Here is a 23,391-nt window from a genome sequence, read left to right as displayed (position 1 = left end):
CAGGGACAGGCCCTAACCGAGCCGCAGACCCTCGGCCGGCTGGATCGCCCCGACCTCGATGCCGTTCCAGTTCTTGAGTGGCACGCGCACGAGGTCCTTCATCAGCTGGGCATCGGCCTCGTCGCGCTGAGCGAGGGCCTCGATCACGGCGGCCATCGCCACCTCGGCCGCGCGCGCGCCCTGGCCGTCGTCGATCTTGATCGCCACGCCCAGGCCGCGCGTGGGCAGGGCGGCGCAGTACACGCCCTCGGCGCCCACCTTGCAGAACACGCGCTCGCCGAAGTGCTGCATGACCCGGGTGTCGAAGCGGCCGCTGCCGCCGACCATGAACGGCGCCCGGGCGACGGCCTCGCGCAGGCGCCTGGCCGCGGCTGCATGTGACGGCGCCAGGCCCTGGCCGGTGCCGAAGCGGGCGAAGCCGCGCGCCAGCTGCCGCAGCGCGATGCCGAAGGTCGGGATGGAGCAGCCGTCCGTCCCCACGGGAGCTCGATCGAGGTCGCAGCCGGTGGCAGTGGCCAGCGCGGCGCTGATCTCGCGCATCACCGGATGGTCGGGCTGGACATAGCCGCGTACGAACTCCGCCGGCTCCCGCCCCGCTTGCAGGGCCATCAGGCAGCCGACGCAGACGAAGCCGGCATGCTTGCCGGAGCAGTTGTTGTGCAAGGGGCCCGGGCCGTGGCGATGGCGGGCCAGGGCCCGGGCGGCGGCCTCGTTGTAGGGCCAATGGGTGCCGCACTCGAGGGCCGACTCGTCCAGCCCTGCTGCCGCCAGCGTGGCCGAGGCGGCCTGCGCGTGGACGGGCTCGCCGGTGTGGGAGGCGCAAGCCAGCGCGAGGGATTCGTCGCCCAGGCCGAAGCGCTCGGCCGCGCCGCTGGCCACCAGCGGCAGCGCTTGCAAGGCCTTGACGGCGGAGCGCGGAAAGACCGGGTTGTCGATGTCGCCGAATGCGGTGTGGACCGCGCCGCCCGCATCCACGATGGCCAGCGCACCGCGATGGAACGACTCGACCGTGCTGCCGCGCAGCACGTTCACCAGCACGGGGTTCACCGACGAAGCCGGCCGCTCAGGCCTGACGCTTGGCCGCGGCCTGGTGCAGCTTGTGGCTGGTGCGCGTCTTCTTGGCGTGCTTGGCCGTGACGGCGTGGCCGCCCTTGGCAGCGCCCTTGGCGTGGGTCTTGCGCGCATGCGCCTTGGCAGCGTGCTTGCTGCCGTGGGCGGCTGCGTGACCGGTGCCGGCCGGCTGGGCAGGCGCCGCGACGGCGGCACAGGTGAAGAAGGCGGCGGCAACGGCGGCGGCCAAGGCGGCGCAGGGGCGGATCGACATGTCCAGAATCTCCGAGGGCAAAGGCATTCGCGACCGGTGCGCGAACTCGGCGGGCATTGTGCGCCCGCCCGGCACAATGCCCCCGCATGTCCTGGTTTGCTCTGGCCCTGGTGCTGGTGGCCGCGTTGCTGCATGCGGCCTGGAACGTGGCGGCGAAGAAGGCCGGCGGCAACCGCCACTTCGTCCTGATGGGCGCGCTGCTCATCGTCGTGCTGTGGGCTCCGCTCGGGCTGTGGCTCGGCTGGCGAGAGCTGCCCCGCTGGGGCCTGACCGAATGGGCGCTGATCGTCGCCAGCGGGCTGACCCACCTCGTCTACTTCAACGTGCTGCTCAAGGGCTACCGCGAGTCGGACCTGACCGTGGTCTATCCGGTGGCGCGCGGGACCGGGCCCCTGCTCAGTTCGGTGGGCGCGATGCTGCTGCTGTCCGAATGGCCGAGCCTCGTCGGACTGGCGGGCCTGGCAGGCATCGTGGGCGGGATCTGGCTCATCGCCGGCGGGCCGGCGTTGTGGCAGAAGGCGCATGACCCGGCCCAGCGCGCGCGGGTCAGGGCCGGGCTGGGCTGGGGGGCGCTCACCGGCGTGCTGATCGCCGGCTACACCCTGATCGACGGCTATGCGGTGAAGGTGGTGCTGATCTCGCCGATCCTGGTCGACTACTTCGGCAACCTGGCGCGCATTCCCTTCATGATCCCTTCGACGCTGAAGGACTGGGCGGGCTTTCGGGCCGCCTGGGCCACGCTGTGGCACTACGCCTTGTTGATGGCAGTGATCAGCCCGCTGGCCTATGTGCTGGTGCTCTACGCGGCGCAGCGTGCGCCGCTTTCGCACGTGGCTCCGGCGCGGGAGGTCTCGATGCTGTTCGCGGCCCTCATTGGCGGGCGGATGCTGGGTGAAACCGACCGCGGCTGGCGCGTCGCGGGGGCGGCCCTGATGGCCGCCGGGGTCATCGCCCTGGCGATCGGTTGACACCCGGCGTGGAGTACCACGCCACCCTCCGAGAGGGTCCACGGCCGCTTCGGAGCGGCCGCGCGCTGGCCGCGTGGTGGATCACAGCCCCAGGTAGACGGCGGCCAGCGCGAGTGCGGCGGGCAGGGCCTGAACGAAGAGGATCTTGCGCGAGGCGGTGGCCGCACCATAGACCCCGGCGACGACCACGCACAGCAGGAAGAAGATCTTGACCGGGTTGCCGGCGGCGCCCTGGCTCAGGCCCCACAGCAGGCCGGCGGCGAGGAAGCCGTTGTACAGGCCCTGGTTGGCCGCCAGCACCTTGGTGTCGGCCGCCCGCTGGGGCGTGTTGCCGAAGGCCTTGAGGCCGGCCGGCTTGTCCCAGAGGAACATCTCGAGCACCAGAAAGTACAGGTGCAACAGGGCGACCAGGGCGATCAGGACGGTGGCGATCATCGGCTCTCTCCTCGGGGTGGCGGACTATGGTTGTGGCGCGGATGATGCCGCACAATGCCCCGGCATCGGCTGAACCATCGTTCATGAAGGAGGCGTGCATGTCGTCGAACGCCGGCAAGGTTCTCGTCGCGCAAGGGGGCGGCCCCACCGCGGTCATCAACCAGTCGCTCGCCGGGGTGGTGCTGGAGGCCCGAAGGCACCGCGGCATAGAGCGCATCTACGGTGCCCGCCACGGCGTGCGCGGCATCGTCAACGAAGACTTCTACGACCTCACGCAGGAGACCAGCCACAACCTGGAGCTGGTGGCCAACACGCCGTCCTCCGCGCTGGGCTCCACGCGCGACAAGCCCGATCTCGCCTACTGCCAGAAGATCTTCAAGGTCCTGCAGGCGCACGAGATCGGGCACTTCTTCTACATCGGCGGCAACGACTCGGCCGATACCGTGCGCATCGTCAGCGAGGAGGCCCAGGCCGCAGGCTACGCCCTGCGTTGCGTCCACATCCCGAAGACGATAGACAACGACCTGGTGGGCAACGACCACACGCCGGGCTTTCCGAGCGCGGCGCGCTTCGTGGCGCAGGCCTTTGCGGGGGCGAACCTCGACAACGCCTCGCTGCCTGGCGTGTACGTCGGGGTGGTGATGGGGCGGCACGCCGGCTTTCTCACCGCGGCCTCGGCGCTGGGCAAGAAGTTCCCCGACGACGGGCCGCACCTGATCTACGTGCCCGAGCGCGTCTTCGAGCTGGAGAGGTTCCTCGCCGAAGTGAAGGAGGCTCAGCAGCGCCACGGCCGCTGCGTGATCGCGGTGTCCGAGGGCATCCACGATTCGAGCGGCAAGTCCATCGTCGAGCAATTGGCGAAGGACGTAGAGCGCGACGCGCACGGCAACGTGCAGCTCTCGGGCACCGGCGCGCTGGCCGACCTGCTTTGCGAAGAGATCAAGTCGAAGTTGGGCATCAAGCGCGTGCGTGGCGACACCTTCGGCTACCTGCAACGCTCCTTCATCGGCTGCGTGTCGGACGTGGACCAGCGCGAGGCGCGCGAGGTGGGCGAGAAGGCGGTGCAGTACGCGATGTGGGGCGACGCACAGGGCAACACGTCGGGCTCGGTGGCCATCAAGCGCACCGGCTTCTACTCGGTCGACTACGAGCTGCAGCCGCTGCAGGCGGTGGCCGGCAAGACGCGCGTGATGGAGGACGAGTTCATCACCGGATCGGGCACCGACGTGACCGATGCCTTTCGCCTGTACTTGCGCCCGCTGCTGGGCTCCGGCATGCCGGATGCCTTCCGGCTGCGGCGTCATGTGGTGGACAAGCGGCTCGGCGAAGGCCGATGACACCCGATCAAAAGAATCATCAACCACTGGAGGGAATAGAGGATGGAGTTTTCGTCGCAGAGGGTGGGCGCCCGTGGCCTGGGCCGCATCGTTGGGGGCGTGCTGCTGCTGATCGTGCTGGTGTTCCTGTGGCCGTTCTACTCGGTGCCCACGGGCAGCCGCGGGGTGGTCACCCAGTTCGGCCGCATCGTCGGCATCGAGGGTGAGGGCCTGGCCGTGCTGCCGCCCTGGCAGAAGCTGCACAACTTCAGCATCCGCGCGGAGAAGGCCGACATCGAGAACGCCGAGGGCAGCACCAGCGACACCCAGCCGGTCAAGGTGAGCATGACCGTGCGCTACAGCATCGCCACCGACCGCGTGGCCGAGGTGTTCGAGAAGTACTCCCACGACGGCGACCTGTCGTCCTACGTGCAGACGGCGACGCAGGAGATCTTCAAGGCCGTGACGGCCCGCTACACCGCGCCCGACCTGATCTCGCAGCGGGCCAAGATCTCGGGCGACATCAACGCGGCGCTGCGCGAGAAGCTGGCCATCTACGGCGCCCAGGTCATCAACATCGACATGCGCAACTTCTCGTTCTCCGACTCGTACATGCACGCCATCAACGACAAGGTGACGCAGGAGCAGCTGCGCCTGGCCGCGGAGAACAAGCTGCGCACGGTGGAGGCCGAGCAGAAGCAGAAGGTCGCGGTGGCGGAGGCCGAGGCCAACGCGCGCAAGGCCCAGGCCGATGGCGAGGCTTATGCCAACCTGGCCATCGCCCGCGCGCAAGCCGAGGCGCTGCGGGTGCAGAACGCCGCGCTCTCGCAGAACAAGGACGTGCTGGAGCTGCGCCGCATCGAGGTCGAGCGCGTCAAGGCCGAGAAATGGAACGGGGCGCTGCCGCAGGCCATCTACGCCGGTGCGCCGGTGCCCTTCCTCAACGTCAGCAAGTAGGCCCCCAGGAGCCGCCCATGTCGCTGCTGTTCGCCAACGCCCGCGTCTTCGACGGCCGCAGCGGCGACTGTGCCGAGGGCCTGTGGGTGCGCGTCGCCCACGGCCTGATCCAGGAGATCTCGACCACGCCGCTGCCGGCGCCCGAGGGTACGCAGGTGATCGACTGCGCCGGCGGCACGCTGATGCCGGGCCTCATCGACTGCCACGTCCACGCCTTCGCCAGCGACGTGGCGGTGGGCAGGATAGAGAGCGCAGGCGATGCCTATCGCACCGCGCACGCGGTGCGAATGCTGGGCCATGCGCTGGACTGCGGCTTCACGACGGTGCGCGACATAGGCGGCGGCAACCACTCGCTGTGGCGTGCGCTGGCCGAAGGCCTCGTGCGCGGTCCGCGCTATTTCTACGCCGGCAAGATCTTGTCGATGACCGGCGGCCACGGCGACATGCGGCCCATCGACGAGCGGCCACGCTACGAAGCCGTGTGCGGCTGCGCAGGCGCCGGTGCCAACGTGTTCGCCGTCATTGCCGACGGCATGGACGCCGTCCTGCGCGCCACGCGAGAGGAGCTCCGCCAGGGCGCCCACTGCATCAAGATCATGGGCTCCGGCGGCGTGGCCTCGCCCACCGACCCGATCTGGATGAACCAGTACCGCGAGGACGAGATCCGCGCGATCGTCAACGAATGCACCGAGCGCCGCACCTATGTCTCGGCGCACTGCCATCCGGCCTCGGCCGTGCGGCGCTGCGTCGAGTTCGGCGTGCGCTGCATAGAGCACGGCACGCTGATCGACGACGACACCGCGAGCTTCGTCGCCGAGCGCGGCGCCTTCATCGTGCCGACCCTGTCCATCATCTTCGCCCTGGTCGAGCAGGGCCGGGCGCTGGGCTTCCCGCCGCAGAGCCAGGCCAAGGTCGAGCAGGTCTTCGAGCAGGCCATCTCGGGTCTGGAGGCGATGCGCCGGGCGGGCGTCAAGCTCGCCTATGGCACCGATTTGCTGGGCAGCACCTACACCGACCAGTGCCGCGAGTTCACCCTGCGCTCGCGGGTGTTCACGCCGCTGGAGATCCTGCGCCAGGCCACTTCGACCGCGGCCGAGCTGCTGATGATGGACGGCCGCATCGGCTGCATCGCGCCGGGCGCAGAGGCCGACCTGCTGCTGGTCGATGGCGACCCCCTGGCCGACATCGGCCTGCTGGCCGCCGACGGCCGTCACCTTCGCGCCATCGTGCGTGCCGGCGAACTCGTCAAACGGGAGACCACTGCATGAACACCTCCATTCGCCTAGGCGGCTGCGCGCTGGCGCTGGCTCTGGCCGGCTGCGCCGGCGGCCGCACCCAATCGCCGCCGGCGCCCATCACGAGCAGCAGCGACAAGCCGGGTGCGGCCGAGTCCGCGGTCGGCCAGGCGGTGACCTCGCCGCTGTCCGACCTGAACCTCGTCCAGGCCAACATCCCGGCGGTGCTGAGGGAGGCGCACAAGTCGCCCTACGGCTCGCCCGCCGACACGAGCTGCGAGCAGCTGGCCCAGCAGGTGAAGGCGCTCGACGAGGTGCTGGGCACCGACCTGGACGAGCCGCCCACGCCCGCCAACCCAGGCCTCGTCGAACGAGGCAGCAAGGAGGTCGGCAACGCCGCCGCCGGCGCCCTCAAGAGCGCGGCCGAAGGCATCGTGCCGTTCCGCGGCTGGGTGAGAAAGCTCAGCGGCGCCGAGCGCTACTCCAAGGAGGTGGCGGCCGCCATCGCCGCCGGCACGGTGCGCCGCGCCTACCTCAAGGGCCTGGGCGAGGCGCGCGGCTGCGCCGCCCCGGCCGCCCCACAACACCACGAACCGAAGGCCTGACGACGATGGAACTGGTCGGCATGCTGGATTCGCCGTACGTGCGGCGGGTCGCCGTTTCGCTGCAGCTGATGGGGCTGCGCTTCAGCCACAACAACCTGTCGGTGTTCCGCACCTACCCGCAGTTCGCGGCCATCAACCCGGTCGTCAAGGCGCCCAGCCTGGTCTGCGAAGACGGCGAGGTGCTGATGGATTCGACGCTGATCCTGGACCATGCCGAGTCGCTGGTGCCGCTCGAACGGCGGCTGATGCCGGCCGATCCGCGCGAGCGGCAGCACGCGCTGCGCCTCGTCGGCCTGGGGCTGGCCGCGCTGGAGAAATCGGTGCAGATCATCTACGAGCGGGCCATCCGCCCGCCCGAGATGCAGTACGCGCCCTGGGTCGATCGCGTCAGCGGGCAGCTCAAGGCGGCTTGCCGCGAGCTCGAGGATGAAGTGGCCAGGCGCCCGTTCGCGCCGGCCGCCGAGCGAATCGACCAGGCCGGCGTCACGACGGCGGTGGCCTGGACCTTTCTTCAGGCCCTGGTCGCCCCTTTGGTGCCGGTGGCGGAACACCCGGCGTTGGCCGCCTGGGCCGACCAGGCCGAGCAACTGCCGGCCTTCCGCGCCGCCCCGCACAGCGAGGCGGCGATGCAACAGGCGTGAAGGCGCGGGCCCGTTCCTTGCCGGCCCCATTCCCATCGACTACCCAGGAGCGAATCCCATGGCCCTGCCCCATGCGCAATTGCTCGACGTGATCGGTGTGCGCCCCCTGGGCGACAAGCTGATCGATTCCTTCTCGACCAGCCTGATCAAGACCGACCGGCTCCAGCTGCTGCATCTGGTGCTGCCGGCACGGCACGACGTGCCCGAGCACCACGTCGAGCAGGAGTGCAGCATCCACTGCCTGGAAGGCGACGTCGAGGTGGCCATGCCCGGCGGATCCCGCCGCCTGGCGCCCGGTGACCTCATCGTGCTGCCGGCGCGGCAGAAATACTCCCTTCGCGCCCGCGAACTCGACTCGGCCGTGCTGATGACCTTGCTGTTGCACCACGGCGATGCCGGCCCCGGCGCGCCCTGAGGCTGCCGCGACTGGCGCTGCCGCCACGGGGGGACCGGCCGCAGGCCGTAGGGGGCATGCATGACCCACATCGGCCGCCCGCCCTGCGACGCAGGCGCGATCCTCCACCCTGCTTCGGGGGAGGCCGCCGCATCGCCGCCCTGCAGCGCGGCCGGCCGTCGCTGGACCATGCTGGCCGCGATCCTGGGCTCGGGCATGGCCTTCGCCGACGGCACGGTGGTCAACGTCGCGCTGCCCGCCCTGCAACGCACGCTCGGCGCCACGGCTTCCGAGGCGCAATGGGTGATCGAGGCCTACGCGCTGCTGCTGTCGGCGCTGCTGCTGGTGGGTGGAGCGCTGGGAGACCGCTACGGCCGCCGGCGGATCTTCATGATCGGCGTGGCGATCTTCGCGGCCGCCTCGCTGGCCTGCGCCCTCTCGGCCACGCCGGGCCAGCTCATTGCCGCGCGCGCCGTGCAGGGCCTGGGCGCGGCACTGCTCGTGCCGGGCAGCCTGTCGCTCATCTCGGCCAACCATGCCGAGTCGGAGCGCGGCGCGGCGATAGGCACCTGGTCGGCCTTCAGCGGCATCACGGCAGCCATAGGCCCCGTGCTGGGCGGCTACCTGATCGACCACGCCTCGTGGACCTGGGCCTTCCTGATGAACCTGCCGATCGGCGTGGCGCTGTTGCTCATGCAGTCCCGCGTGCCCGAAAGCCGCGGCGGCGCGGCCGGAGCGCAGCGCCCCGACGTGGCCGGCGCGCTGCTCGCCACCATCGGCCTGGCGGGCCTCGTCTTCGCGCTCGTCGAAGCGCCCGGGCGCGGGTGGATGGCGCCGGTGGTCCTTGCCGCCGGCCTGGGCGGCATCGCCGGGCTGGTGCTGTTCATCGTCGTCGAAGCCCGCAGCCGCGAACCGATGCTGCCGCTGTCGCTGTTCCGCAATCGCCACTTCAGCGCCACCAACCTGCTGACGCTGCTGCTGTATGCGGCGCTGGGAGGCGGCCTGTACTTCGTGCCGCTGAACCTCATCCAGGTGCAGGGTTACGGGGCCACCGCGGCTGGCGCGGCGATGCTGCCCTTCATCGCCATCATGTTCCTGCTCTCGCGCTGGGCCGGCCGGCTGGTGGATCGCTGGGGCCCACGCCGGCCGCTGGTGCTGGGCCCGGCGATCGCGGCGCTGGGCTTCGTCGCCTTTGCCCTGCCGGGGGTGGGTGGCCGCTACGTCACCACCATCCTGCCGGCGATGGGCCTGCTGGGCCTGGGCATGGCGATCACGGTCGCGCCCCTGACCACCACGGTCATGAACTCGGTGGGCGAGGCCCGGGCCGGCATCGCCTCGGGCGTCAACAACGCCGTCTCGCGGGCGGCGGGCCTGCTGGCAGTGGCCGTGCTCGGCGTGCTGATGGCGGCCCGTTTCGAGCCCCGCCTCGAGCATGAGCTGGAGATGGCGCGCCTGCCACCGGCGGTGGTGCAGGCGGTCTGGCAGCAACGCGACAGGTTGGCCGCGGTCGAGGCGCCCACGGGAACGCAGCGCGCCGCAGCCGATCAGGTCAAGCAAGCGGTAGGCAAGTCTTTCATCGATGGCTACCGCGCGGTGATGCTGGCCTGTGCGGCCCTCGCCTTGCTCGGCGCGGGCAGTGCGGCGCTGCTGATCCGCCGATCGCGGACCTAGGCTCGCGTCCGCGACCTCACGACGAAGGCTTCTTGCCACCCGCGCGGCGAGGCCCGATGCTTCGCGACGAAGTACCGGGCCTGCCTCGGAACGCGGGCGACGCTTTCCGGGCGAGGACGCATCCACTCTTCGCGCAAAGGACGAGCTTCATGAGCACCTCGGCAGCTGCCGGAACACTTCCAGGCGACCTTCTTCGACTCGGCGCACGAATGGCGGCCGCGGCAACCGTGCTCCTGCTGGCCCCCGGCGCCGACGCCCAGGTGCTGTACTTCGGGGCCAACGTGCGGGTGTGTCTCTCGCACCTCGGCCATTGCAAGTACCGCTCGATCGGCGAACCCGGCCAGGTCTCCTCGCGCAAGAGCGGTGACTGGAGCCTGCCGGTGAGCCACGCGGCCGGCGAGCAGTCGGGGCGGGCCGGCGCCGGTGGAAGCTACGGCGCCACGACCTTCGACCTCACCCTGTCATCGTCAGGTTCGGCGGATACCCCTGGCAACTTCGCCGCGTGGGGATTGGCAGACGCTCACACCTACTACGCCGACACGGTGCGCATCGGGTCGGATGTGTTGCCCCCCGGCACGCCGGTGACCTTGCGGGTCGAGAACCTGATCGACATCGCGCTGAAGATGTCCGGCGACGCGCAGGGCTCGGACACTTCGACCGATGCCGATCGGTACGTCTGGTACCGCTTCACCCTCTGGGGGCCGCAGGGAGACCGCCCGGTCGACATGACCTGGTGCACCCGGGCCAGCGGCGACGGCTTGCCCGACCCCGACTGCAAGCTGAGGATGAAGCATCAGGACCATGAGCTGTACGTGAAGGACGTCGAGATGCGGGTGGGCGACCAGTTCGCTGTCGACGTCGAGTCGGCCACCCAGGCCTCCGTCTATGCCAGCTGCAGCACCCGGGGCGAGGACGAGCGCTGCAGCGCGATCGCGGGCACGTCCGTCCGAGGGCCGCAGAAGCTGGCGAGCCACCGGATCACCATCACGCCGATGACCGATGGGGTGCAGGTCATCGGTATCAGCGGACATGACTGGAGCCAGGGCGCAGGGCAGGACGCCCGTTAGCCGCGGTTCGTCTGCGCCGGCCGTGGCCCGGCCTCGCGATGGCGTGGCCGGTCGGTTGGCCACTGGCGCGTTGCGCCGGGGGCGGGCATGCTGGTGTGACGTCTTCTTCCGGATGCCTTCGTGATCGCCGCCGAAACCCTGCCCCCGCGCGACTACAGCCGCCTCGTCACCTGGCGCCGGCTGCGCGTGACCTTGATCGCCGCGGTGCTCCTCGGGCTGATGCAGAGCGCGACCTCCAGCGTCACCCCGGCCTATGTGTGGATCGCCCGGGCCATGACGGTCGGGCTGCTCGCGATGCTCGCCTTCGGCCTGTTCGAACAGTGGCCGGCGCGCCTGAAGCCCTGGCTGGCCCGCTGGGTGTGGCAACTGATGGGCGTGGTCTTCTCGGTTCCCTTCGGGGCCTGGTTCGCGTACTGGTGGACCACCGGCGGCAATGCCCACTGGTGGGAGGATCGCCTGCGCATGACGGGCTTCGCCGGCCTGTGCTTCATGGGGATCCTCTTCGCGCCGTGGATCGCGTTGACGGCGATGGTGCGCCAGCGCGATGCCCTGGCGCGCGACCAGGCCCTTCGCTTCCAGCTCGAGCGTAGCGAACTCGAGCGCCAGGCCCTGGATGCGCGCATGAGGCTGCTGCAGGCGCAGGTGCAGCCGCACTTCCTGTTCAACACGCTGGCCAACGTGCGGGCGCTGGTCAACACCGGGTCGCCGCGCGCCAGCGAGGTGCTCGACAGCCTCATCGCCTACTTGCGCGCCGCGGTGCCGCGGCTGGACGAGCCCGACGCCACGCTCGGCCAGGAGCTGCAGCTGGTCAAGGCCTACCTGGAGCTGATGCACATGCGCATGCCGGACCGCCTGCAATACAGCCTGCACGCCGACGAGGGCACGTCCGCGCTGCGCTGCCCCCCGATGGCGCTGCTCACCCTGGTCGAGAACGCCGTGCGCCACGGCATAGACCCGGGCGAGGAGGGCGGGCGCATCGAGGTGCACGTCGCATTGCGCGAAGGCCGCTGCAGTGCACGCGTCATCGACACCGGGGTCGGCCTGCAGCAGGCGGCCGAGGGCCTGGGCACCGGCCTGTCCACGCTGAGAGAGCGCCTGCAGCTGGCCTTCGGCGGCGACGCGCGCCTGAGCCTCACCGGCCTCGTCCCGCACGGCGTGTGCGCCGAGATCGACTTCCCCGCGCAGCGGGTTTCAGGAGGAGTGACGTGAGCCTGGACCACCCCACGGCGCTGATCGCCGACGACGAACCGCTGCTGCGCGAGGAGCTCACGCGCCTGCTGGCCGAGGCCTGGCCGGCGCTGGAGATCGTCGCGCAGGCGCGCAACGGGCGCGAGGCGGTGGAGATGTTCGAGGCCCTGCAGCCCGACATCTGCTTTCTGGATGTGCACATGCCGGGCGTCTCGGGCGTGGAGGCAGCGCGACAGATCGGCCGCCGTGCGCACCTGGTGTTCGTGACGGCCTTCGACCAGTACGCCCTCAAGGCCTTCGAGCATGGCGTGTTGGACTACCTCGTCAAGCCGGTCGAGCCCGCGCGCCTGGCCGACACGGTCTCGCGCCTGCAGGAGCGCCTGGGCGCTGCCTTGCCAGCACAGGCCACCGAGGCCTTGCTGCAGCAACTGGCGCAGCACCTGCAACAGCGCGGCACGCGCCCCTCCGACGGGCCGCTGCGCTGGATCCGCGCATCGGTCGGCCCCAGCCTGCGGCTGATCCCGGTCGACGAGATCGACTTCCTGCGCTCGGACGAGAAATACACCCTCATCGCCTGGCGCGGCGACGGCGGCCAGCCCGCCGAGGCGCTGATCCGCACGCCGCTGAAGGAGTTGCTGGTCCAACTGGACGCAAGCCAGTTCGCGCAGGTGCATCGCTCGGTGGTGGTGAACCTCAAGGCGGTCAGCCACGTCACCCGAGGCTTGAACGAGACGGCCGACATCCACCTGAAGGGCCGGCGAGAAGTGCTGCCCGTCAGCCGCAGCTACCTCCATCTCTTCAAGCAGATGTAGAGGCCGGGCAATGGCCATGGCCATCGGCCATGGCCTGCGGCCGAGTGTTCAGCTCCCCCGAGCCCCCTCCAGGAGCGGGGCTCCAGCAAGCAATGGGCTCCCACCAGCCTCCCTCCGAGAGGGAGACTCCAGCATGATTGACGAGTGCCCGTGCCCTTCGAAGGACTGGCTAGTGCCCTCCTCGCGGAGGAGGGCTGGGAGGTGTTGTCGAACTGGCTGGAGCCCCCGCTGCCAACGGCATAGAAGTGTGAGCGAACCACTCACACTTCTACGCCACCTTGATGTCGTGCAGCTTCAGCGCATCGCTGATCGAGAAGTACAGGCGACTCAGCACCTCCTGCCTGGCGAACTGCTGGCCGTCGTACCAGACCCAGAGTTCGAGCCCGATCGCGGCGCCGCCGAGGGAGGTGAGGGCGACCTGCGGCTTGGGTTCGGCATGCACGTCGGCGACGTGGGCGGCCTCGACGAGCAGCTTCTCGACCAGTCGAACGTCCGAGCCCTGGGCCACGGTCACCGGCACCCTCAGCCGCACCTCGCGGTCCAGGAAGACGTAGTTGGTGACGTTGTCGGTGATGAAGCGCTGGTTGGGCACGAGGATGGTCGTGCTGTCGGCCGTGACGATGGTGGTGCGGCGCGCGCCTATCGAATGCACCAGGCCCTCGACGCCGGCGATCTCGATCCGGTCGCCGACCTGGATCGGCCGCTCCAGCATGATGATCAGGCCGCTGATGAAGTTGCTGATGATGTTCTGCAGGCCGAAGCCCACGCCCACGCCCAGTGCGCTGGCCACCACCGCGAAGGCCGTCAGGTTGATGCCGGCGTTCTGCAGGATCAGCATCGCGCCCACCACCAGCACGGTGTAGTGCACCAGGCCAATCACGGCCAGGCGCTGGCCTTCGATCATCTGGGTGCGGGAAAGCAGCTTGCCGAGCGTGTAGCGGCTGAGCCGCCCGGCCACCATGAGCAGCAGCCAGGTCCAGATCGCGAGCTTGAAGAGCGACGAGACGGTGATCTCGGCCTGTCCGAGCATGAACAGGCGGATGTCCCACATGTCGAGGTGGGTGCGCAGGGCGGTGAGGTCCATGGGCGGCCCCGCAGCAATCGCCGTGCGAATCGCGTGAACAGCCGTTACTGCGGCGCCGGCGCGAGCTCGGTGGTGACCTCGGTGGTCGCCTGGGTCATCAGCTTGTGCAGCGGGCACTTGCCGGCCACGGCGAGGAGTTCGTTGCGCTGCGCATCGGTGAGGTCACCGGTGAGCGTCATCACCACCTTCAGCTTGTAGTTGCCCTGGCGCTCCTGGCTGTCGTCGCGATCGACGGCGACCTGGATGTCGTCCAGCGGGATCTGCTTGCGCCGGGCATACCAGAGCACGGTCAGGGCCTTGCACGCGCCGAGCGCGCTGTCGTAGAGCTCGTGCGGGTTGACGCCTAGGTCTTCACCGCCGTTGGCCGGCGGCTCGTCGACGGACAGGGTGTGGTGCCGCACCTGGACGTGGTGCTGCATTGCTTGCGCGCGGTTGCGCTTGACGAGGATGGTCATGGCGTGGCCTGGGTGAAGGGATCCGCGATTGTGATGCCCGCCTCGGGCGTGCAGACGCCTCGCCGCCGCGGCCTCGCCCTGCCTACAGGCCGACGGCCTGCAGCGCCTTGCGCAAGCGGTCCCGCGAGCCCGGGTCCACCAGCGGGTAGTTGGCGAGCCACTCCTCGGCGCGCAGATCCGGATCGAGCTGCAGGGCCTCGGTGACCTGCCATCGCGCCGCATCGTCACGGCCGGCGTCGTGCTCCGCCGCGGCCATGTACAGCCTCGCCTCCACGTTCTGCGGGTTGCGTTGCAGGGACTGCGCCAGATACTGCCTCGCCTGGCCGGTGTTGCCGAGAAAGTAGTACGCGCGGCCCAGCAGCAGCAGGTACAGCGAGGTGGCATCGCGGTTCAGACGCAGCGCCTGCTGTGCCAGGCGCAGGGCGCGCGCCGGCTCGCCGACGTAGATCTGGATGGCGGCCTGCAGCGCCAGGGCGTCGGCATACGACGAGTCGAGCCACAGCGACTGGTCCAGCTCCTGCAGGGCTTCGGCGTGCCGGCGCTGCAGCATCTCGACATAGGCCAGGGCCCAATGCGTCTCTGCCTGGTCGGCGCCCAGCTGGACGGCTTGCGTCGCCAGTTCGCTGGCGCGCTGCAGGGCGGCGCCGGCGTCGGCCTCGGCGCCCCAGCCGTGCTGTTGCTCGAGGGCATAGGTCATCGCGAGCCCGGCATAGGCGCGGGCGAAGGCAGGGTCCTGGCGGATGGCCGACTCGTAGAGCCGGCGGGCGGCGGCGTTGGTGTCCGGCCGCCGCAGCTGCAGTGCGGCCTGGGCCTGCTGAAAATCCTGCGACGCCTGCGGGTGACTGGCGCCGCTGCCCGTCCGGTCGCTGGCCGAACCGGCAGCGGCCGGGGCGGGCACAGCCCAGATATCGGGCGACTCGGACTCGTCGCCTCGCGGGCTCCACAGGCCCAGGGTGGCGGCCACGGTGACGGCCACGACCACCGGGCTGGCCAACCACAGCGGGCGCCAGTCGCGCCGGGTTTCGCGGTTTCGCCGGCTGCGTGCGGCGCGGCTTCGCAGCAAGGGGACATGACTCACGCCCTTGGGCGGGCCGGGCGGCACACAGACCTGTTCACTCATCGCGGGTTCACCGAGGGCTCATCGATCGATGGGACGGCTACGCGCGCCGCAGCCTGGCTTGTGGCGGGGGCTGCCCATGTCGCGCGGAGCGCGCATCCTAAGGCCGTGCGGCGGCGCAATTGTCATGAAGCATCTACTTTTTGTCCCCTGTTTGATGAGCGGGGGCCCGCGCAACAGGAATGTCGCTTGCTCGAATGACGTTTTGACGCCAGGCGACGGGTGTCGCTCTCCGGCCTTGACCCCCGCGGGAGCGGCCCGGCTGTCACAACCGGCGCTGCCGGTTCGTCTGATGGGAACCCGCCACTTATGCTGGACCCATGTCGACTGACCCCACCTCCGCCGACCCCGTCTTCACCGCCGCCCGCCCGCGCCTGTTTGCCATCGCCTACCGCATGTTGGGCACGCGCGCCGACGCCGAGGACGTGCTGCAGGACGCCTGGCTGCGCTGGCACCGCACCGACCCCGGCACGCTGCAGTCGGCCGAAGCCTGGCTGGTGACGGTGGTGACGCGGCTGGCGATCGATCGCCTGCGGGCCGCCAAGGCCGAGCGCGAGGCCTACGTCGGCTGGTGGCTGCCCGAGCCCCTGGTCGAGCAGGCCGACCACCGCACGCCCGAAGCTGCGATGGAGCTCGCCGGGGAGCTGTCGCTCGCGCTGCTGTGGGCGATGGAGCGGCTGGCGCCGGAGGAACGCGCGGCCTTTCTGCTGCGCCAGGTCTTCGAGCATGACTACGACGAGATCGCGGCCCTGCTGGACCGCAGCGAGGCCGCCTGTCGGCAGATGGTTCATCGCGCCACCGAGCGCGTGCAGCAGGCGCGGCCGCGCTTCGAGGTGCGGCCGGACGCCCATCGGCGCCTCGTCGAGAACTTCATGCGCGCGGTGTCCAGCGGCGAGCGGCAGGCGATCAAGTCCCTGCTGGCGGATGGCGTGACCGTCATGGGCGATGGCGGCGGCAAGGTGCCGACCTTCGGCAAGGTCCTGCTGGGTGCGGACCGCATCACCAACCTGTACTGGGCCCAGTCCCTGCGGCTGGGCGATCAGGTGAGCTACCGGCTGGCCCTCATCAACGGCGAACCTGGCCTGCTGCGCTATGTCGAGGGTCGTCTGGAATCGGCGCAGGCCTTCGTCACCGACGGCGAACGCATCCACGCCATCTACACCGTGCGCAATCCGGACAAGCTGGCCGCGATCCCGACGACCCTGGCTGTCACAAGCGCCGAAGGCCGCCCGTCTTGATGGTCAGGAAGGCCGAATGAGCGGCCGACCGGCCACTCAACCCAGAAGGAACGACCATGTCAACCCACGCTCCGCGCATCGCCTACCACCAGCTCGCCCCCAAGGCCTTCCAGGCGCTGTACAACCTGTCGAACATCGTTCACCAGAGCTCGCTGGGCAAACGCCTCGTCGACCTCGTGCTCCTGCGCGTGTCGCAGATCAACGGCTGCGCGTTCTGCATCGACATGCATTGGCGCGACTTGGTCAAGCAGGACGCCGACCCGCGCGAGCTCAACACGCTGCCCGGCTGGCGCGAATCGCCCTTCTTCAGCGAGCGCGAGAAGGCCGCGCTGCGCTGGGCCGAGATCATCACCGCCACTCCGCACAGCGATGCCAGCGACGAGGAGTTCGCCCGGCTGCAGGTCCACTTCAACGACGCAGAGATCGCCGACCTGGGGTTCACCATCGCGACCATCAACGCCTGGAACCTGCTCAACGTGGGCTTCCGCAACCCGGTGCCAGCCTGAGGCGCAGCCTCAGGCTGGCAAAGGCAATGGCCATGGCCAAAGGCCATGGCCTGCGGCCGCACATAGGCTCCCCCAGCCCCCTCCGAGCGGGGGCTCCAGCATGCAATGGGCTCCCACCAGCCTCCCTCCGGGAGGGAGGCTCCAGCATGATTGACGAGTGGCCGCGCCCTTCGACGGACTGGCTGGAGCCCCCGCTTGGAGGGGGCCCATGTACGGCCTCTAGCGTGTTCCCACAGGGAGCACGCTAGAGGGGGCTCGGGGGAGCTGAACATTCGGCCCCGCCGCCTAGGGAGCCGAGCTCCCTAGGCGGCGGTGGCGGCCGGCACGGCCGCCGCCGCCTGCGCGACCAGCCACTGCTCCAGCGCCCGCACCGCGGGCCGGGCCCGTGCGGCCGGGTCGGTGACGATGTAGTAGCCGCGCGCCGAGGCGGCTTCGCCAGCGAACGGTGCCACCAGCTGCCCGCTCTTGAGCAGCGCATCGACCAGCGGCCGGCGGCCCATGGCCACGCCGTGGCCGGCCAAGGCGGCCGCGATGGCCTCGGCATAGTTGGTGAAGCTCAGGCGCGCGGCCGGCTGCAGGTCGGCCAGGCCCATGGCGGTGAGCCAGGGCTCCCACTCCATCGGCATGCCGCCCACGTCGTTGTCCATCTCGATGTGCAGCAGCGGATGCCGCGCCAGGTCGGCCGGTTCGCGCAGGGGGTGCTCGTTGTCGCTGAGCAGGCGCGGGCTGCACACCGGCTGCAACGCTTCGTCGAACAGTCGAGTGGCGCCCGGGATCTTGCCGATCTTGGCGAAGCGGATGGCGAGGTCGAAGCCGTCTGCCGCGAGGTTGCGGTTGTCGAAGGTGGCGTCCAGCCGCACGTCGACGCCCGGGTGGCTGCGGGTGAAGCCGGCCAGGCGCGGGATCAGCCACAGCGCTGCGAAGCCGGGGGTCGTGGTCAGCGCCAGCACCTCGCGCCGGGTGGGCGTGCGGATGTCGCGCACTGCGCCTCGCAGCGTGCCCAGCGCGCTGGTGCATGCGGTGAACAGGCGCTGGCCGTCGGCGGTGAGGGCGAGGGCGCGGTGGCTGCGTGTGAACAGAGCCACGCCCAGGTCGTCCTCCAGCGCCCGCATCTGCCGGCTCATCGCGGACTGGGTGACGAAGCGCTCGGCCGCGGCGCGGGTGAAGCTCAGGTGGCGCGCGGCAGCCTCGAAGGAGGCCAGCAGGTCCAGCGGCGGCAGCTTGTCGGGCAGCTTGAGGTTTTGCATGCGTGGCGGGAATGCTTGAGGTTCCGAATCATCGTTTGTCAGCCGCACCCGGGCGGCCGCATATTCGCTCCACGCCGACGCTGACGCAAGAACTCTTGGGCAGCGTCACATGCATGCCGACCACGCATGCGGAAACCACCCCATCAGGGCCTCCCGGGAGTCCGTCATGTTGATCACCGCCCGCTCCACCCGACTGCTGATCGAACCCGGCCAGAGCACGCGACTGAGCGAGGCCCGTGCGGCTCGACTGGCCAGCGTCGCAGGAACCTTGTGGGTCACCGTCGACAACGATCCACGCGACGTGGTGCTCGAGGTCGGCGACAGCTTCGAGATCCCGGACGATGCCTCGCTCCTCGTGTCGTCCCTGGGCGGCCCGGCGGTCATGGACCTGCTGCCCGGGCCGCTGCGCCTCGTGGCCGGAGCCGCGTGATGGACGCCTCGGCCTTCATCGAGCAACTGCAGGAGGGCGTGGCCCCGCCGACCTTCCGCATCCACCGCTACCCGGCCGGCATGATCGACCGGCTCAACCTGCCGGGCCAGCGGTCGGTCGTGTTGCGACCCATCCTGCCGCAGGATGCCGACGCCGAGCAGCGCTTCGTCACCGGCCTGTCGCTGGCCAGCCGGCACAAGCGCTTCCACGTGGGTCTGCGCCAGCTCAGCCCGAGCACGCTCAGGCAGATGACCGAGATCGACTACCGCGACCACGTCGCGCTGGTCGCCCAGGTGCAGGACGACTCGCGCGCCCCGGATGCCGAGCCCGAGATCGTGGCCGACGCGCGCTACGTGCGCCTGGCCGGCACGAACGAGGCCGAGTTCGCCATCGCCGTGGCCGACGAGTGGCAGAGCCTGGGCCTGGGCCGCGCGCTGATGGCCCGCCTCGCCCGTCACGCCAAGGCACAGGGCCTGGACGCGCTGGTGGGTGATGTGCTGCCCGAGAACCGCCGCATGATCGTGCTCATGCGCGGCCTGGGCGCGACCACCCGACCGCATCCGGACGGACCTTCGCTGGTGCAGGTGGTCTACGGGCTTGCGTCCACGTGACCCCCCCGCGTTGCGGAGTCGCCGGCAACTCGTGAGAGCATGCCGGCTTGTGCGCTGCGAGGGCCTTTGCCTTCAGTTCATGGACGACGACATCGACACCCGCCTGGGCCCCGCGGCCGGGCACTCCAGGGTGCAGGCGAAGCGGGATCCATGCTCCGGGTTCAGCTACCTGCGGGTGGACCCTCCACGGCCAGCTTCCCAGGTCGGCGTTGTCTTCCTGCATGGCGCTGGCGAGCGAGGTGGCGACCCTCGCCGGGTTCTCGACTATGGCTTGCCGGCGACCCTGGTGTCAGGCACTCATGCCATCGACTCGCCGGTGTGCTGCCCTCATCTCGAGGCCGGGGAAGCGTGGGACCCGGCATCCGTCGCCCGCTTCATGGCATCGCTGCGCGGTGAGTTCCAGCGCATGGTCCTGTGCGGCTACAGCCTCGGAGGATCGGGCGCGTGCGATGTGGTCGCTGCGTTCGGGACGATCGCCGAGCTGACGATCGTCCTGGCGGGCCAGGGCACGCACGCGCCCGGCGATGTTCCCCTCGATGACCGCGTGCTCTTCATCGAGGGCGAACACGATGATTGGCCGGATACCTCTGTCCTTCGCCTGGCACTCGCCGACCGCGGCCGCCCGTGCACGCACGTGATCGTCGCCGGCGCCGGTCACTTCATCGCCGAATCGGCGATGGAGCAGGAGGCCGTCGTCGCCGAACTGGCCGCGCTGGGGGTCACCTACGGCCGGCGGAGCCCGCCAGAGCTGCCGGCCGATTGATCAGGCCAGCCCGACCGCCTTGGCCACCCGCTCGCGGTTGGTGGCCATGCGCTCGGCGAGCACGGGCGACATCGCCAGGTCGGCCTCGGGCAGCAGCGTGTACTTCACCGTGTTGCCCGGCAGGTCGCTCGCCAGGGCGGTGACCAGGTCCACCACGACGTTGAAGGCGCCGCGTGTCTTCTTCGGATTGGATTGCAGCTCGTCCTGGTTGATGGCGGCGAAGGCCGCGCAGTCGATGAGTCGGCCGTCCGGCGCCAGGTAGACGCTGCCGTTGATCACCTGGCAGCCCTCGGACCAGGTGGCCACGTCGCGGTTCTGCCCGCGGCCGCCCCAGTGGATGTTGATGGTGGTGTTGGCCTCCAGGCCGTGGGCGAGGTCGCCCTCGTCGAGCCGCTTGTCGGCCGAACGCACGACCAGCACGCCGTTGGCGAGCGGGCGCAGCGCGAGGTAGGTGGACTTGTGCCAGCCGAAGCGGTAGTCGTGCTGGCCCGGCACGAGGAAGGGCAGGCCCTTGGGATTCTGGGTCGCGCCCGGTTCGGTCGAGCCCTGGAACTTGAACACCAGGCCCTTGACCAGCAGCACGAAGAGGTCGTCGAACTTGCCGGTGATCTGCTCGCGCCGGATGCCCACGAGGTGCACGTGCCCGGCGCCGGAGGTGTCCCATTTCGCCGGCGCCAGGGTGTCGGTCGGCTTGCCGAAGGCGCCGACCATCTGCGCGATGCGGCTGGGGGCGGCGGACTGGCTCTCCTTGGCGTGGGCGATCAGGCCCAGCCAGTCGGTGTACTCGCCGGCGGCCAGCGTGCCCGCACGCCAGGCCTCGATGGTGGGAGCCCAGGCCGTCTGCAGGCCCTGGTCCAGCCAGCGGCGCAGATGACCCTGGGTGACCGGTCCGAAGCGGCCGTCCGGCACCACGCCGGCCTGTCCCTCGAACGAGCGCAGGTATTCCTGGAACAGGCGGATGGCGGACTGGGTGCGGTAGCCGCAGATGCCGTCCGCCTGGCCCCCGGGGAAGAAGCCGATCTGCTTCAGCGCCTTCTGCACGTCGGCGATGGTCATGGTCACGCCGGCATCCGGCGCCATCGGGCGCACCTGGATCTTGTCGATCCCGGGCTTCACCTCGGCCAGTTTCAGCTGGGTGAGTCGCTCGAGTTCAGTGCAGTAGGCCTGGCAGGCGGCGTCGGAGACGCCGGCATCGTGGCAGCCGAGTTCGATCATGGTCGAGCCTCCTGCGGCCGCGGACGTGGGCCGCGCGGCGAAGTATGGCGCTGCCGTCCCGGCGGCGCCTCCCCTATCTCTATCATGTCGGCCGCGGATGCGACGCCGAGAATGAGGGAAGAAGGACAGGGATGGGCGCGGGAATGATCGATTGGCGGCACTGGCTGGCAGCCGCTGCGCTGCTGGCTGGCTTGAGCGAGGTCCGGGCTGCCCTCCCGCTGGAGGCCTTTGCCGGGCTGCCAGCGGTCGACGAGGTGACCTTGTCGCCTGACGGCGAGCGCTATGCCGCGCTGATGAACGTCGGCAAGGAGACGGTGCTGATCACGCGCGAGCTGATGGGCAGCCCACCCGTGAAGGCGCTGCTCAAGACCGACAACCGCGAGTTCCGCTTCCAGTGGATCCGCTGGGTCAACAACGAGCGCCTGGTGATGAGCGTGATGTACCCGAGCCAGCGCGGCTGGGTCGAGGTGGCCGAGACGCGGCTGCTGTCGATCAAGCGGGACGGGACGGGCGTCAACAACCTGGTGCGCTACAGCCACTTCGATGACCATCGCGAACGCGCCCAGTTCCAGGATCGTGTGGTGGACTGGCTGCCGGAGGATGGCCACCACCTCCTTCTGCAGCTGACCGACACCGGTGAATCCACTCCCGGCGTCTACCGCGTCGACGTGGACACCGGGCGCCGTGTTCCGGTCCAGTCCGGCCGGTCCAACGTGTACGAGTGGATCACCGACCTTTCGCACCGCGTGCGAGTGGGAATCCGGCAGCGTGACGCCCAGGTGGAGGTGCTGGTCTGCAACCCCGACGGGTCGAACTGGCGCACCGCCTGGTCATTCGGCCTGTTCGACCGCGAGGCCGTCTGGCCGATGGGCTTCGGTACCGATCCGAACAGCTTGTATGTCCATGCCGATCATGAGGGACGCCAGGGCATCTTCGCGGTGGACCTCGCTGACCCGCGGTTGCCCCGAAAGCTGCTACTGGCCAACGAGCGCATGGATGTCGGTGGCAGCCTGATGCGAGCGCCCGGGACGCATGAGGTCATCGGCGCACGGGTGGGGCTGCACGGCGACGCCACGGTCGGCATCTGGGACGAGGCCACGAAGCAGTTGCTGTCCTCCATCGACCAGGCGCTGCCGCAGCGGCGCAACCACCTGCTCGAACTGAGCGAGGATGGCAAGCGCTACCTGCTGTACTCCTCGGGCAACGGCGTGCCCGGCCAGTACTACGTCGGCCTGAAGGACGAAGGCACGCTGAGCCTGCTGGTCGAAGAGTATCCGGCGCTGTCCGGCCTCGACCTGCCGCGCAAGCGCAGCCTGACGATCGGCGCGCGCGACGGTACCCGTCTGCCGGTGCTGTTGACCTTGCCTTCCGGGAATCCATCGCCCAAGGGGCTGCCCACCGTGCTGCTGCCGCATGGGGGCCCCGTCGCGATGGACTCGAACGACTTCGATCCGCTGGTGCAGTTCCTGGCCGACCGCGGCTACGCCGTGCTGCAGGTCAACTTCCGCGGCTCGGCGGGCTTCGGGCATGCGCACATGAGTGCCGGCCTCAGGCGCTGGGGGCTGGAGATGCAGGACGACCTGACCGACGCGGTGAAGTGGCTCACCGAAAGCGGCGTGGCCGACCCCGCCCGCGTGTGCATCGTCGGCGCCAGCTATGGCGGCTATGCTGCGCTGATGGGTGGCGCGAAGACGCCGGAGCTGTACCGGTGCGTCGTCAGCTTCGCGGGCGTGAGCGACCTGATCGATCTCGGTGCCCATGAGGCCCAGTTCGTCAACGGCCGCGGGGTGTATGCCGAACAGGTCGGCTCGCTGTGGTCGGACAGGGACCGGCTCAAGGCCACCTCGCCGAGCCGCCTGGCCGGGCAGTTCAAGGCGCCGGTGCTGCTGCTGCACGGCACGCTGGACCGCAGCGTGCCTTTCGAGCAGAGCGAAACCATGGCCGATGCACTCAAAAGCGCCGGCAAGCGATTCAGGTTCGTGCGGCAGGAAGGCGGCGACCACCACCTGAGCGGCCAGCTGCAGCGCACGGAGTTCTACCGGGAGGTCGAGGCCTTCCTGGGCGAGCACCTGGCCGCGCCGGCCGCCGCGGCGGCGCCGGCCAGCCGCTGAG

At 70.0% G+C, this 23,391-nt stretch carries 25 protein-coding genes; 17 read left to right on the top strand and 8 right to left on the bottom strand.

All coding sequences use genetic code 11. The features are described from left to right. Positions 1-12: 12 nt before the first annotated feature. Together ACS5PM_RS22460 and ACS5PM_RS22455 are read right to left on the bottom strand one after the other, a co-directional pair. The gene (locus tag ACS5PM_RS22460) at positions 13-1,047 is read right to left on the bottom strand and encodes an asparaginase (protein ID WP_439389931.1); all 1,035 of its coding nucleotides are present in this window, start codon (positions 1,045-1,047) and stop codon (positions 13-15) included. A 16-nt stretch (positions 1,048-1,063) separates the two neighbouring features. Then, positions 1,064-1,324 (bottom strand): hypothetical protein, encoded by a 261-nt coding sequence (locus tag ACS5PM_RS22455; RefSeq protein ID WP_439389930.1) that lies wholly within the window; start codon positions 1,322-1,324, stop codon positions 1,064-1,066. Between the two features lie 86 nt (positions 1,325-1,410). Between ACS5PM_RS22455 and ACS5PM_RS22450 the strand changes: the two genes are divergently transcribed. After that, a complete protein-coding gene (locus ACS5PM_RS22450; RefSeq protein WP_439389929.1) occupies positions 1,411-2,292 on the top strand; it encodes an EamA family transporter in 882 nt (293 codons plus the stop codon). Between the two features lie 81 nt (positions 2,293-2,373). Here ACS5PM_RS22450 and ACS5PM_RS22445 read toward each other — a convergent pair whose 3' ends face one another. Beyond that, complete coding sequence (locus tag ACS5PM_RS22445; RefSeq protein WP_439389928.1) at positions 2,374-2,727, bottom strand: DUF1304 domain-containing protein; 354 nt, start codon at positions 2,725-2,727, stop codon at positions 2,374-2,376. A gap of 98 nt (positions 2,728-2,825) precedes the next feature. Between ACS5PM_RS22445 and ACS5PM_RS22440 the strand changes: the two genes are divergently transcribed. The 10 genes from ACS5PM_RS22440 (at position 2,826) to ACS5PM_RS22395 (ending at position 12,613) form a co-directional block, all read left to right on the top strand. Continuing rightward, entirely contained in the window at positions 2,826-4,064 is a 1,239-nt protein-coding gene (locus tag ACS5PM_RS22440) for a 6-phosphofructokinase (protein WP_439389927.1), read from the top strand. 42 nt (positions 4,065-4,106) lie between these two features. Next, positions 4,107-5,000: a prohibitin family protein gene (locus ACS5PM_RS22435; protein ID WP_439389926.1), complete on the top strand. Its 894-nt coding sequence runs from the start codon at positions 4,107-4,109 to the stop codon at positions 4,998-5,000. 17 nt (positions 5,001-5,017) lie between these two features. Next, entirely contained in the window at positions 5,018-6,268 is a 1,251-nt protein-coding gene (locus ACS5PM_RS22430) for a metal-dependent hydrolase family protein (RefSeq protein ID WP_439389925.1), read from the top strand. After that, positions 6,265-6,840: a hypothetical protein gene (locus tag ACS5PM_RS22425; RefSeq protein WP_439389924.1), complete on the top strand. Its 576-nt coding sequence runs from the start codon at positions 6,265-6,267 to the stop codon at positions 6,838-6,840. Before ACS5PM_RS22430 ends, ACS5PM_RS22425 begins: the two co-directional genes overlap by 4 nt. Positions 6,841-6,845: 5 nt before the next feature. Then, complete coding sequence (locus ACS5PM_RS22420; RefSeq protein ID WP_439389923.1) at positions 6,846-7,481, top strand: glutathione S-transferase; 636 nt, start codon at positions 6,846-6,848, stop codon at positions 7,479-7,481. A 58-nt stretch (positions 7,482-7,539) separates the two neighbouring features. After that, positions 7,540-7,896, top strand: coding sequence for a cupin domain-containing protein (locus tag ACS5PM_RS22415; RefSeq protein WP_439389922.1), 357 nt, complete (start codon positions 7,540-7,542; stop codon positions 7,894-7,896). A gap of 60 nt (positions 7,897-7,956) precedes the next feature. Then, positions 7,957-9,546, top strand: coding sequence for an MFS transporter (locus tag ACS5PM_RS22410; RefSeq protein ID WP_439389921.1), 1,590 nt, complete (start codon positions 7,957-7,959; stop codon positions 9,544-9,546). A gap of 149 nt (positions 9,547-9,695) precedes the next feature. Next, complete coding sequence (locus tag ACS5PM_RS22405) at positions 9,696-10,613, top strand: hypothetical protein (protein WP_439389920.1); 918 nt, start codon at positions 9,696-9,698, stop codon at positions 10,611-10,613. A gap of 120 nt (positions 10,614-10,733) precedes the next feature. Next, positions 10,734-11,822: a sensor histidine kinase gene (locus tag ACS5PM_RS22400; protein ID WP_439389919.1), complete on the top strand. Its 1,089-nt coding sequence runs from the start codon at positions 10,734-10,736 to the stop codon at positions 11,820-11,822. After that, positions 11,819-12,613 carry a LytR/AlgR family response regulator transcription factor gene (locus ACS5PM_RS22395; RefSeq protein ID WP_439389918.1) on the top strand — a complete coding sequence of 265 codons (795 nt, stop codon included), beginning with the start codon at positions 11,819-11,821 and terminating at the stop codon, positions 12,611-12,613. The genes ACS5PM_RS22400 and ACS5PM_RS22395 overlap by 4 nt, the downstream gene beginning before the upstream one ends. Before the next feature lie 268 nt (positions 12,614-12,881). Here ACS5PM_RS22395 and ACS5PM_RS22390 read toward each other — a convergent pair whose 3' ends face one another. From ACS5PM_RS22390 to ACS5PM_RS22380, 3 genes are all read right to left on the bottom strand, one after another. Next, positions 12,882-13,697: a mechanosensitive ion channel family protein gene (locus ACS5PM_RS22390; RefSeq protein ID WP_439389917.1), complete on the bottom strand. Its 816-nt coding sequence runs from the start codon at positions 13,695-13,697 to the stop codon at positions 12,882-12,884. A 44-nt stretch (positions 13,698-13,741) separates the two neighbouring features. Then, entirely contained in the window at positions 13,742-14,152 is a 411-nt protein-coding gene (locus tag ACS5PM_RS22385; protein WP_439389916.1) for an OsmC family protein, read from the bottom strand. A gap of 82 nt (positions 14,153-14,234) precedes the next feature. Beyond that, the gene (locus ACS5PM_RS22380; RefSeq protein WP_439389915.1) at positions 14,235-15,272 is read right to left on the bottom strand and encodes a tetratricopeptide repeat protein; all 1,038 of its coding nucleotides are present in this window, start codon (positions 15,270-15,272) and stop codon (positions 14,235-14,237) included. 317 nt (positions 15,273-15,589) lie between these two features. Here ACS5PM_RS22380 and ACS5PM_RS22375 point away from each other — a divergent pair, with 317 nt between their 5' ends. Together ACS5PM_RS22375 and ACS5PM_RS22370 are read left to right on the top strand one after the other, a co-directional pair. Continuing rightward, positions 15,590-16,507, top strand: a complete 918-nt coding sequence (locus tag ACS5PM_RS22375; protein WP_439389914.1) for an RNA polymerase sigma-70 factor — start codon at positions 15,590-15,592, stop codon at positions 16,505-16,507. Between the two features lie 56 nt (positions 16,508-16,563). After that, on the top strand, positions 16,564-17,013 hold the full coding sequence (locus ACS5PM_RS22370) for a carboxymuconolactone decarboxylase family protein (protein ID WP_439389913.1): 450 nt from the start codon (positions 16,564-16,566) through the stop codon (positions 17,011-17,013). 302 nt (positions 17,014-17,315) lie between these two features. Here ACS5PM_RS22370 and gcvA read toward each other — a convergent pair whose 3' ends face one another. Beyond that, complete coding sequence (gcvA, locus tag ACS5PM_RS22365; protein WP_439389912.1) at positions 17,316-18,260, bottom strand: transcriptional regulator GcvA; 945 nt, start codon at positions 18,258-18,260, stop codon at positions 17,316-17,318. Between the two features lie 166 nt (positions 18,261-18,426). Between gcvA and ACS5PM_RS22360 the strand changes: the two genes are divergently transcribed. The 3 genes from ACS5PM_RS22360 to ACS5PM_RS22350 all read left to right on the top strand — a co-directional run bounded on the left by ACS5PM_RS22360 (position 18,427) and on the right by ACS5PM_RS22350 (position 20,064). Next, positions 18,427-18,690 carry a DUF2917 domain-containing protein gene (locus ACS5PM_RS22360; RefSeq protein ID WP_439389911.1) on the top strand — a complete coding sequence of 88 codons (264 nt, stop codon included), beginning with the start codon at positions 18,427-18,429 and terminating at the stop codon, positions 18,688-18,690. Further along, a complete protein-coding gene (locus ACS5PM_RS22355) occupies positions 18,690-19,301 on the top strand; it encodes a GNAT family N-acetyltransferase (protein WP_439389910.1) in 612 nt (203 codons plus the stop codon). The genes ACS5PM_RS22360 and ACS5PM_RS22355 overlap by 1 nt, the downstream gene beginning before the upstream one ends. Before the next feature lie 79 nt (positions 19,302-19,380). After that, positions 19,381-20,064, top strand: a complete 684-nt coding sequence (locus ACS5PM_RS22350) for a hypothetical protein (RefSeq protein ID WP_439389909.1) — start codon at positions 19,381-19,383, stop codon at positions 20,062-20,064. Here ACS5PM_RS22350 and ACS5PM_RS22345 read toward each other — a convergent pair whose 3' ends face one another. Then, a complete protein-coding gene (locus ACS5PM_RS22345) occupies positions 20,065-21,279 on the bottom strand; it encodes a peptidoglycan-binding domain-containing protein (RefSeq protein ID WP_439389908.1) in 1,215 nt (404 codons plus the stop codon). A gap of 131 nt (positions 21,280-21,410) precedes the next feature. On the opposite strand from ACS5PM_RS22345, the gene ACS5PM_RS22340 reads away from it, so the two are divergent. Continuing rightward, on the top strand, positions 21,411-23,390 hold the full coding sequence (locus ACS5PM_RS22340) for an alpha/beta hydrolase family protein (protein ID WP_439389907.1): 1,980 nt from the start codon (positions 21,411-21,413) through the stop codon (positions 23,388-23,390). Position 23,391: the final 1 nt, after the last annotated feature.

This window comes from Ideonella flava (genome assembly GCF_051857595.1).
GTDB lineage: Bacteria > Pseudomonadota > Gammaproteobacteria > Burkholderiales > Burkholderiaceae_C > Ideonella.
This window is presented reverse-complemented; position numbering and strand designations above follow the sequence as displayed.

Excerpts from the sequence above, each read along its gene's own strand:
- ACS5PM_RS22455 (WP_439389930.1), bottom strand. The coding sequence starts at position 1,324 with ATGTCGATCCGCCCCTGCGCCGCCTTGGCCGCCGCCGTTGCCGCCGCC.
- ACS5PM_RS22450 (WP_439389929.1), top strand. The coding sequence starts at position 1,411 with ATGTCCTGGTTTGCTCTGGCCCTGGTGCTGGTGGCCGCGTTGCTGCAT.
- ACS5PM_RS22445 (WP_439389928.1), bottom strand. The coding sequence starts at position 2,727 with ATGATCGCCACCGTCCTGATCGCCCTGGTCGCCCTGTTGCACCTGTAC.
- ACS5PM_RS22440 (WP_439389927.1), top strand. The coding sequence starts at position 2,826 with ATGTCGTCGAACGCCGGCAAGGTTCTCGTCGCGCAAGGGGGCGGCCCC.
- ACS5PM_RS22435 (WP_439389926.1), top strand. The coding sequence starts at position 4,107 with ATGGAGTTTTCGTCGCAGAGGGTGGGCGCCCGTGGCCTGGGCCGCATC.
- ACS5PM_RS22430 (WP_439389925.1), top strand. The coding sequence starts at position 5,018 with ATGTCGCTGCTGTTCGCCAACGCCCGCGTCTTCGACGGCCGCAGCGGC.
- ACS5PM_RS22425 (WP_439389924.1), top strand. The coding sequence starts at position 6,265 with ATGAACACCTCCATTCGCCTAGGCGGCTGCGCGCTGGCGCTGGCTCTG.
- ACS5PM_RS22420 (WP_439389923.1), top strand. The coding sequence starts at position 6,846 with ATGGAACTGGTCGGCATGCTGGATTCGCCGTACGTGCGGCGGGTCGCC.
- ACS5PM_RS22415 (WP_439389922.1), top strand. The coding sequence starts at position 7,540 with ATGGCCCTGCCCCATGCGCAATTGCTCGACGTGATCGGTGTGCGCCCC.
- ACS5PM_RS22410 (WP_439389921.1), top strand. The coding sequence starts at position 7,957 with ATGACCCACATCGGCCGCCCGCCCTGCGACGCAGGCGCGATCCTCCAC.
- ACS5PM_RS22405 (WP_439389920.1), top strand. The coding sequence starts at position 9,696 with ATGAGCACCTCGGCAGCTGCCGGAACACTTCCAGGCGACCTTCTTCGA.
- ACS5PM_RS22390 (WP_439389917.1), bottom strand. The coding sequence starts at position 13,697 with ATGGACCTCACCGCCCTGCGCACCCACCTCGACATGTGGGACATCCGC.
- ACS5PM_RS22385 (WP_439389916.1), bottom strand. The coding sequence starts at position 14,152 with ATGACCATCCTCGTCAAGCGCAACCGCGCGCAAGCAATGCAGCACCAC.
- ACS5PM_RS22380 (WP_439389915.1), bottom strand. The coding sequence starts at position 15,272 with ATGAGTGAACAGGTCTGTGTGCCGCCCGGCCCGCCCAAGGGCGTGAGT.
- ACS5PM_RS22375 (WP_439389914.1), top strand. The coding sequence starts at position 15,590 with ATGTCGACTGACCCCACCTCCGCCGACCCCGTCTTCACCGCCGCCCGC.
- ACS5PM_RS22370 (WP_439389913.1), top strand. The coding sequence starts at position 16,564 with ATGTCAACCCACGCTCCGCGCATCGCCTACCACCAGCTCGCCCCCAAG.
- gcvA (WP_439389912.1), bottom strand. The coding sequence starts at position 18,260 with ATGCAAAACCTCAAGCTGCCCGACAAGCTGCCGCCGCTGGACCTGCTG.
- ACS5PM_RS22360 (WP_439389911.1), top strand. The coding sequence starts at position 18,427 with ATGTTGATCACCGCCCGCTCCACCCGACTGCTGATCGAACCCGGCCAG.
- ACS5PM_RS22355 (WP_439389910.1), top strand. The coding sequence starts at position 18,690 with ATGGACGCCTCGGCCTTCATCGAGCAACTGCAGGAGGGCGTGGCCCCG.
- ACS5PM_RS22350 (WP_439389909.1), top strand. The coding sequence starts at position 19,381 with ATGGACGACGACATCGACACCCGCCTGGGCCCCGCGGCCGGGCACTCC.
- ACS5PM_RS22345 (WP_439389908.1), bottom strand. The coding sequence starts at position 21,279 with ATGATCGAACTCGGCTGCCACGATGCCGGCGTCTCCGACGCCGCCTGC.
- ACS5PM_RS22340 (WP_439389907.1), top strand. The coding sequence starts at position 21,411 with ATGGGCGCGGGAATGATCGATTGGCGGCACTGGCTGGCAGCCGCTGCG.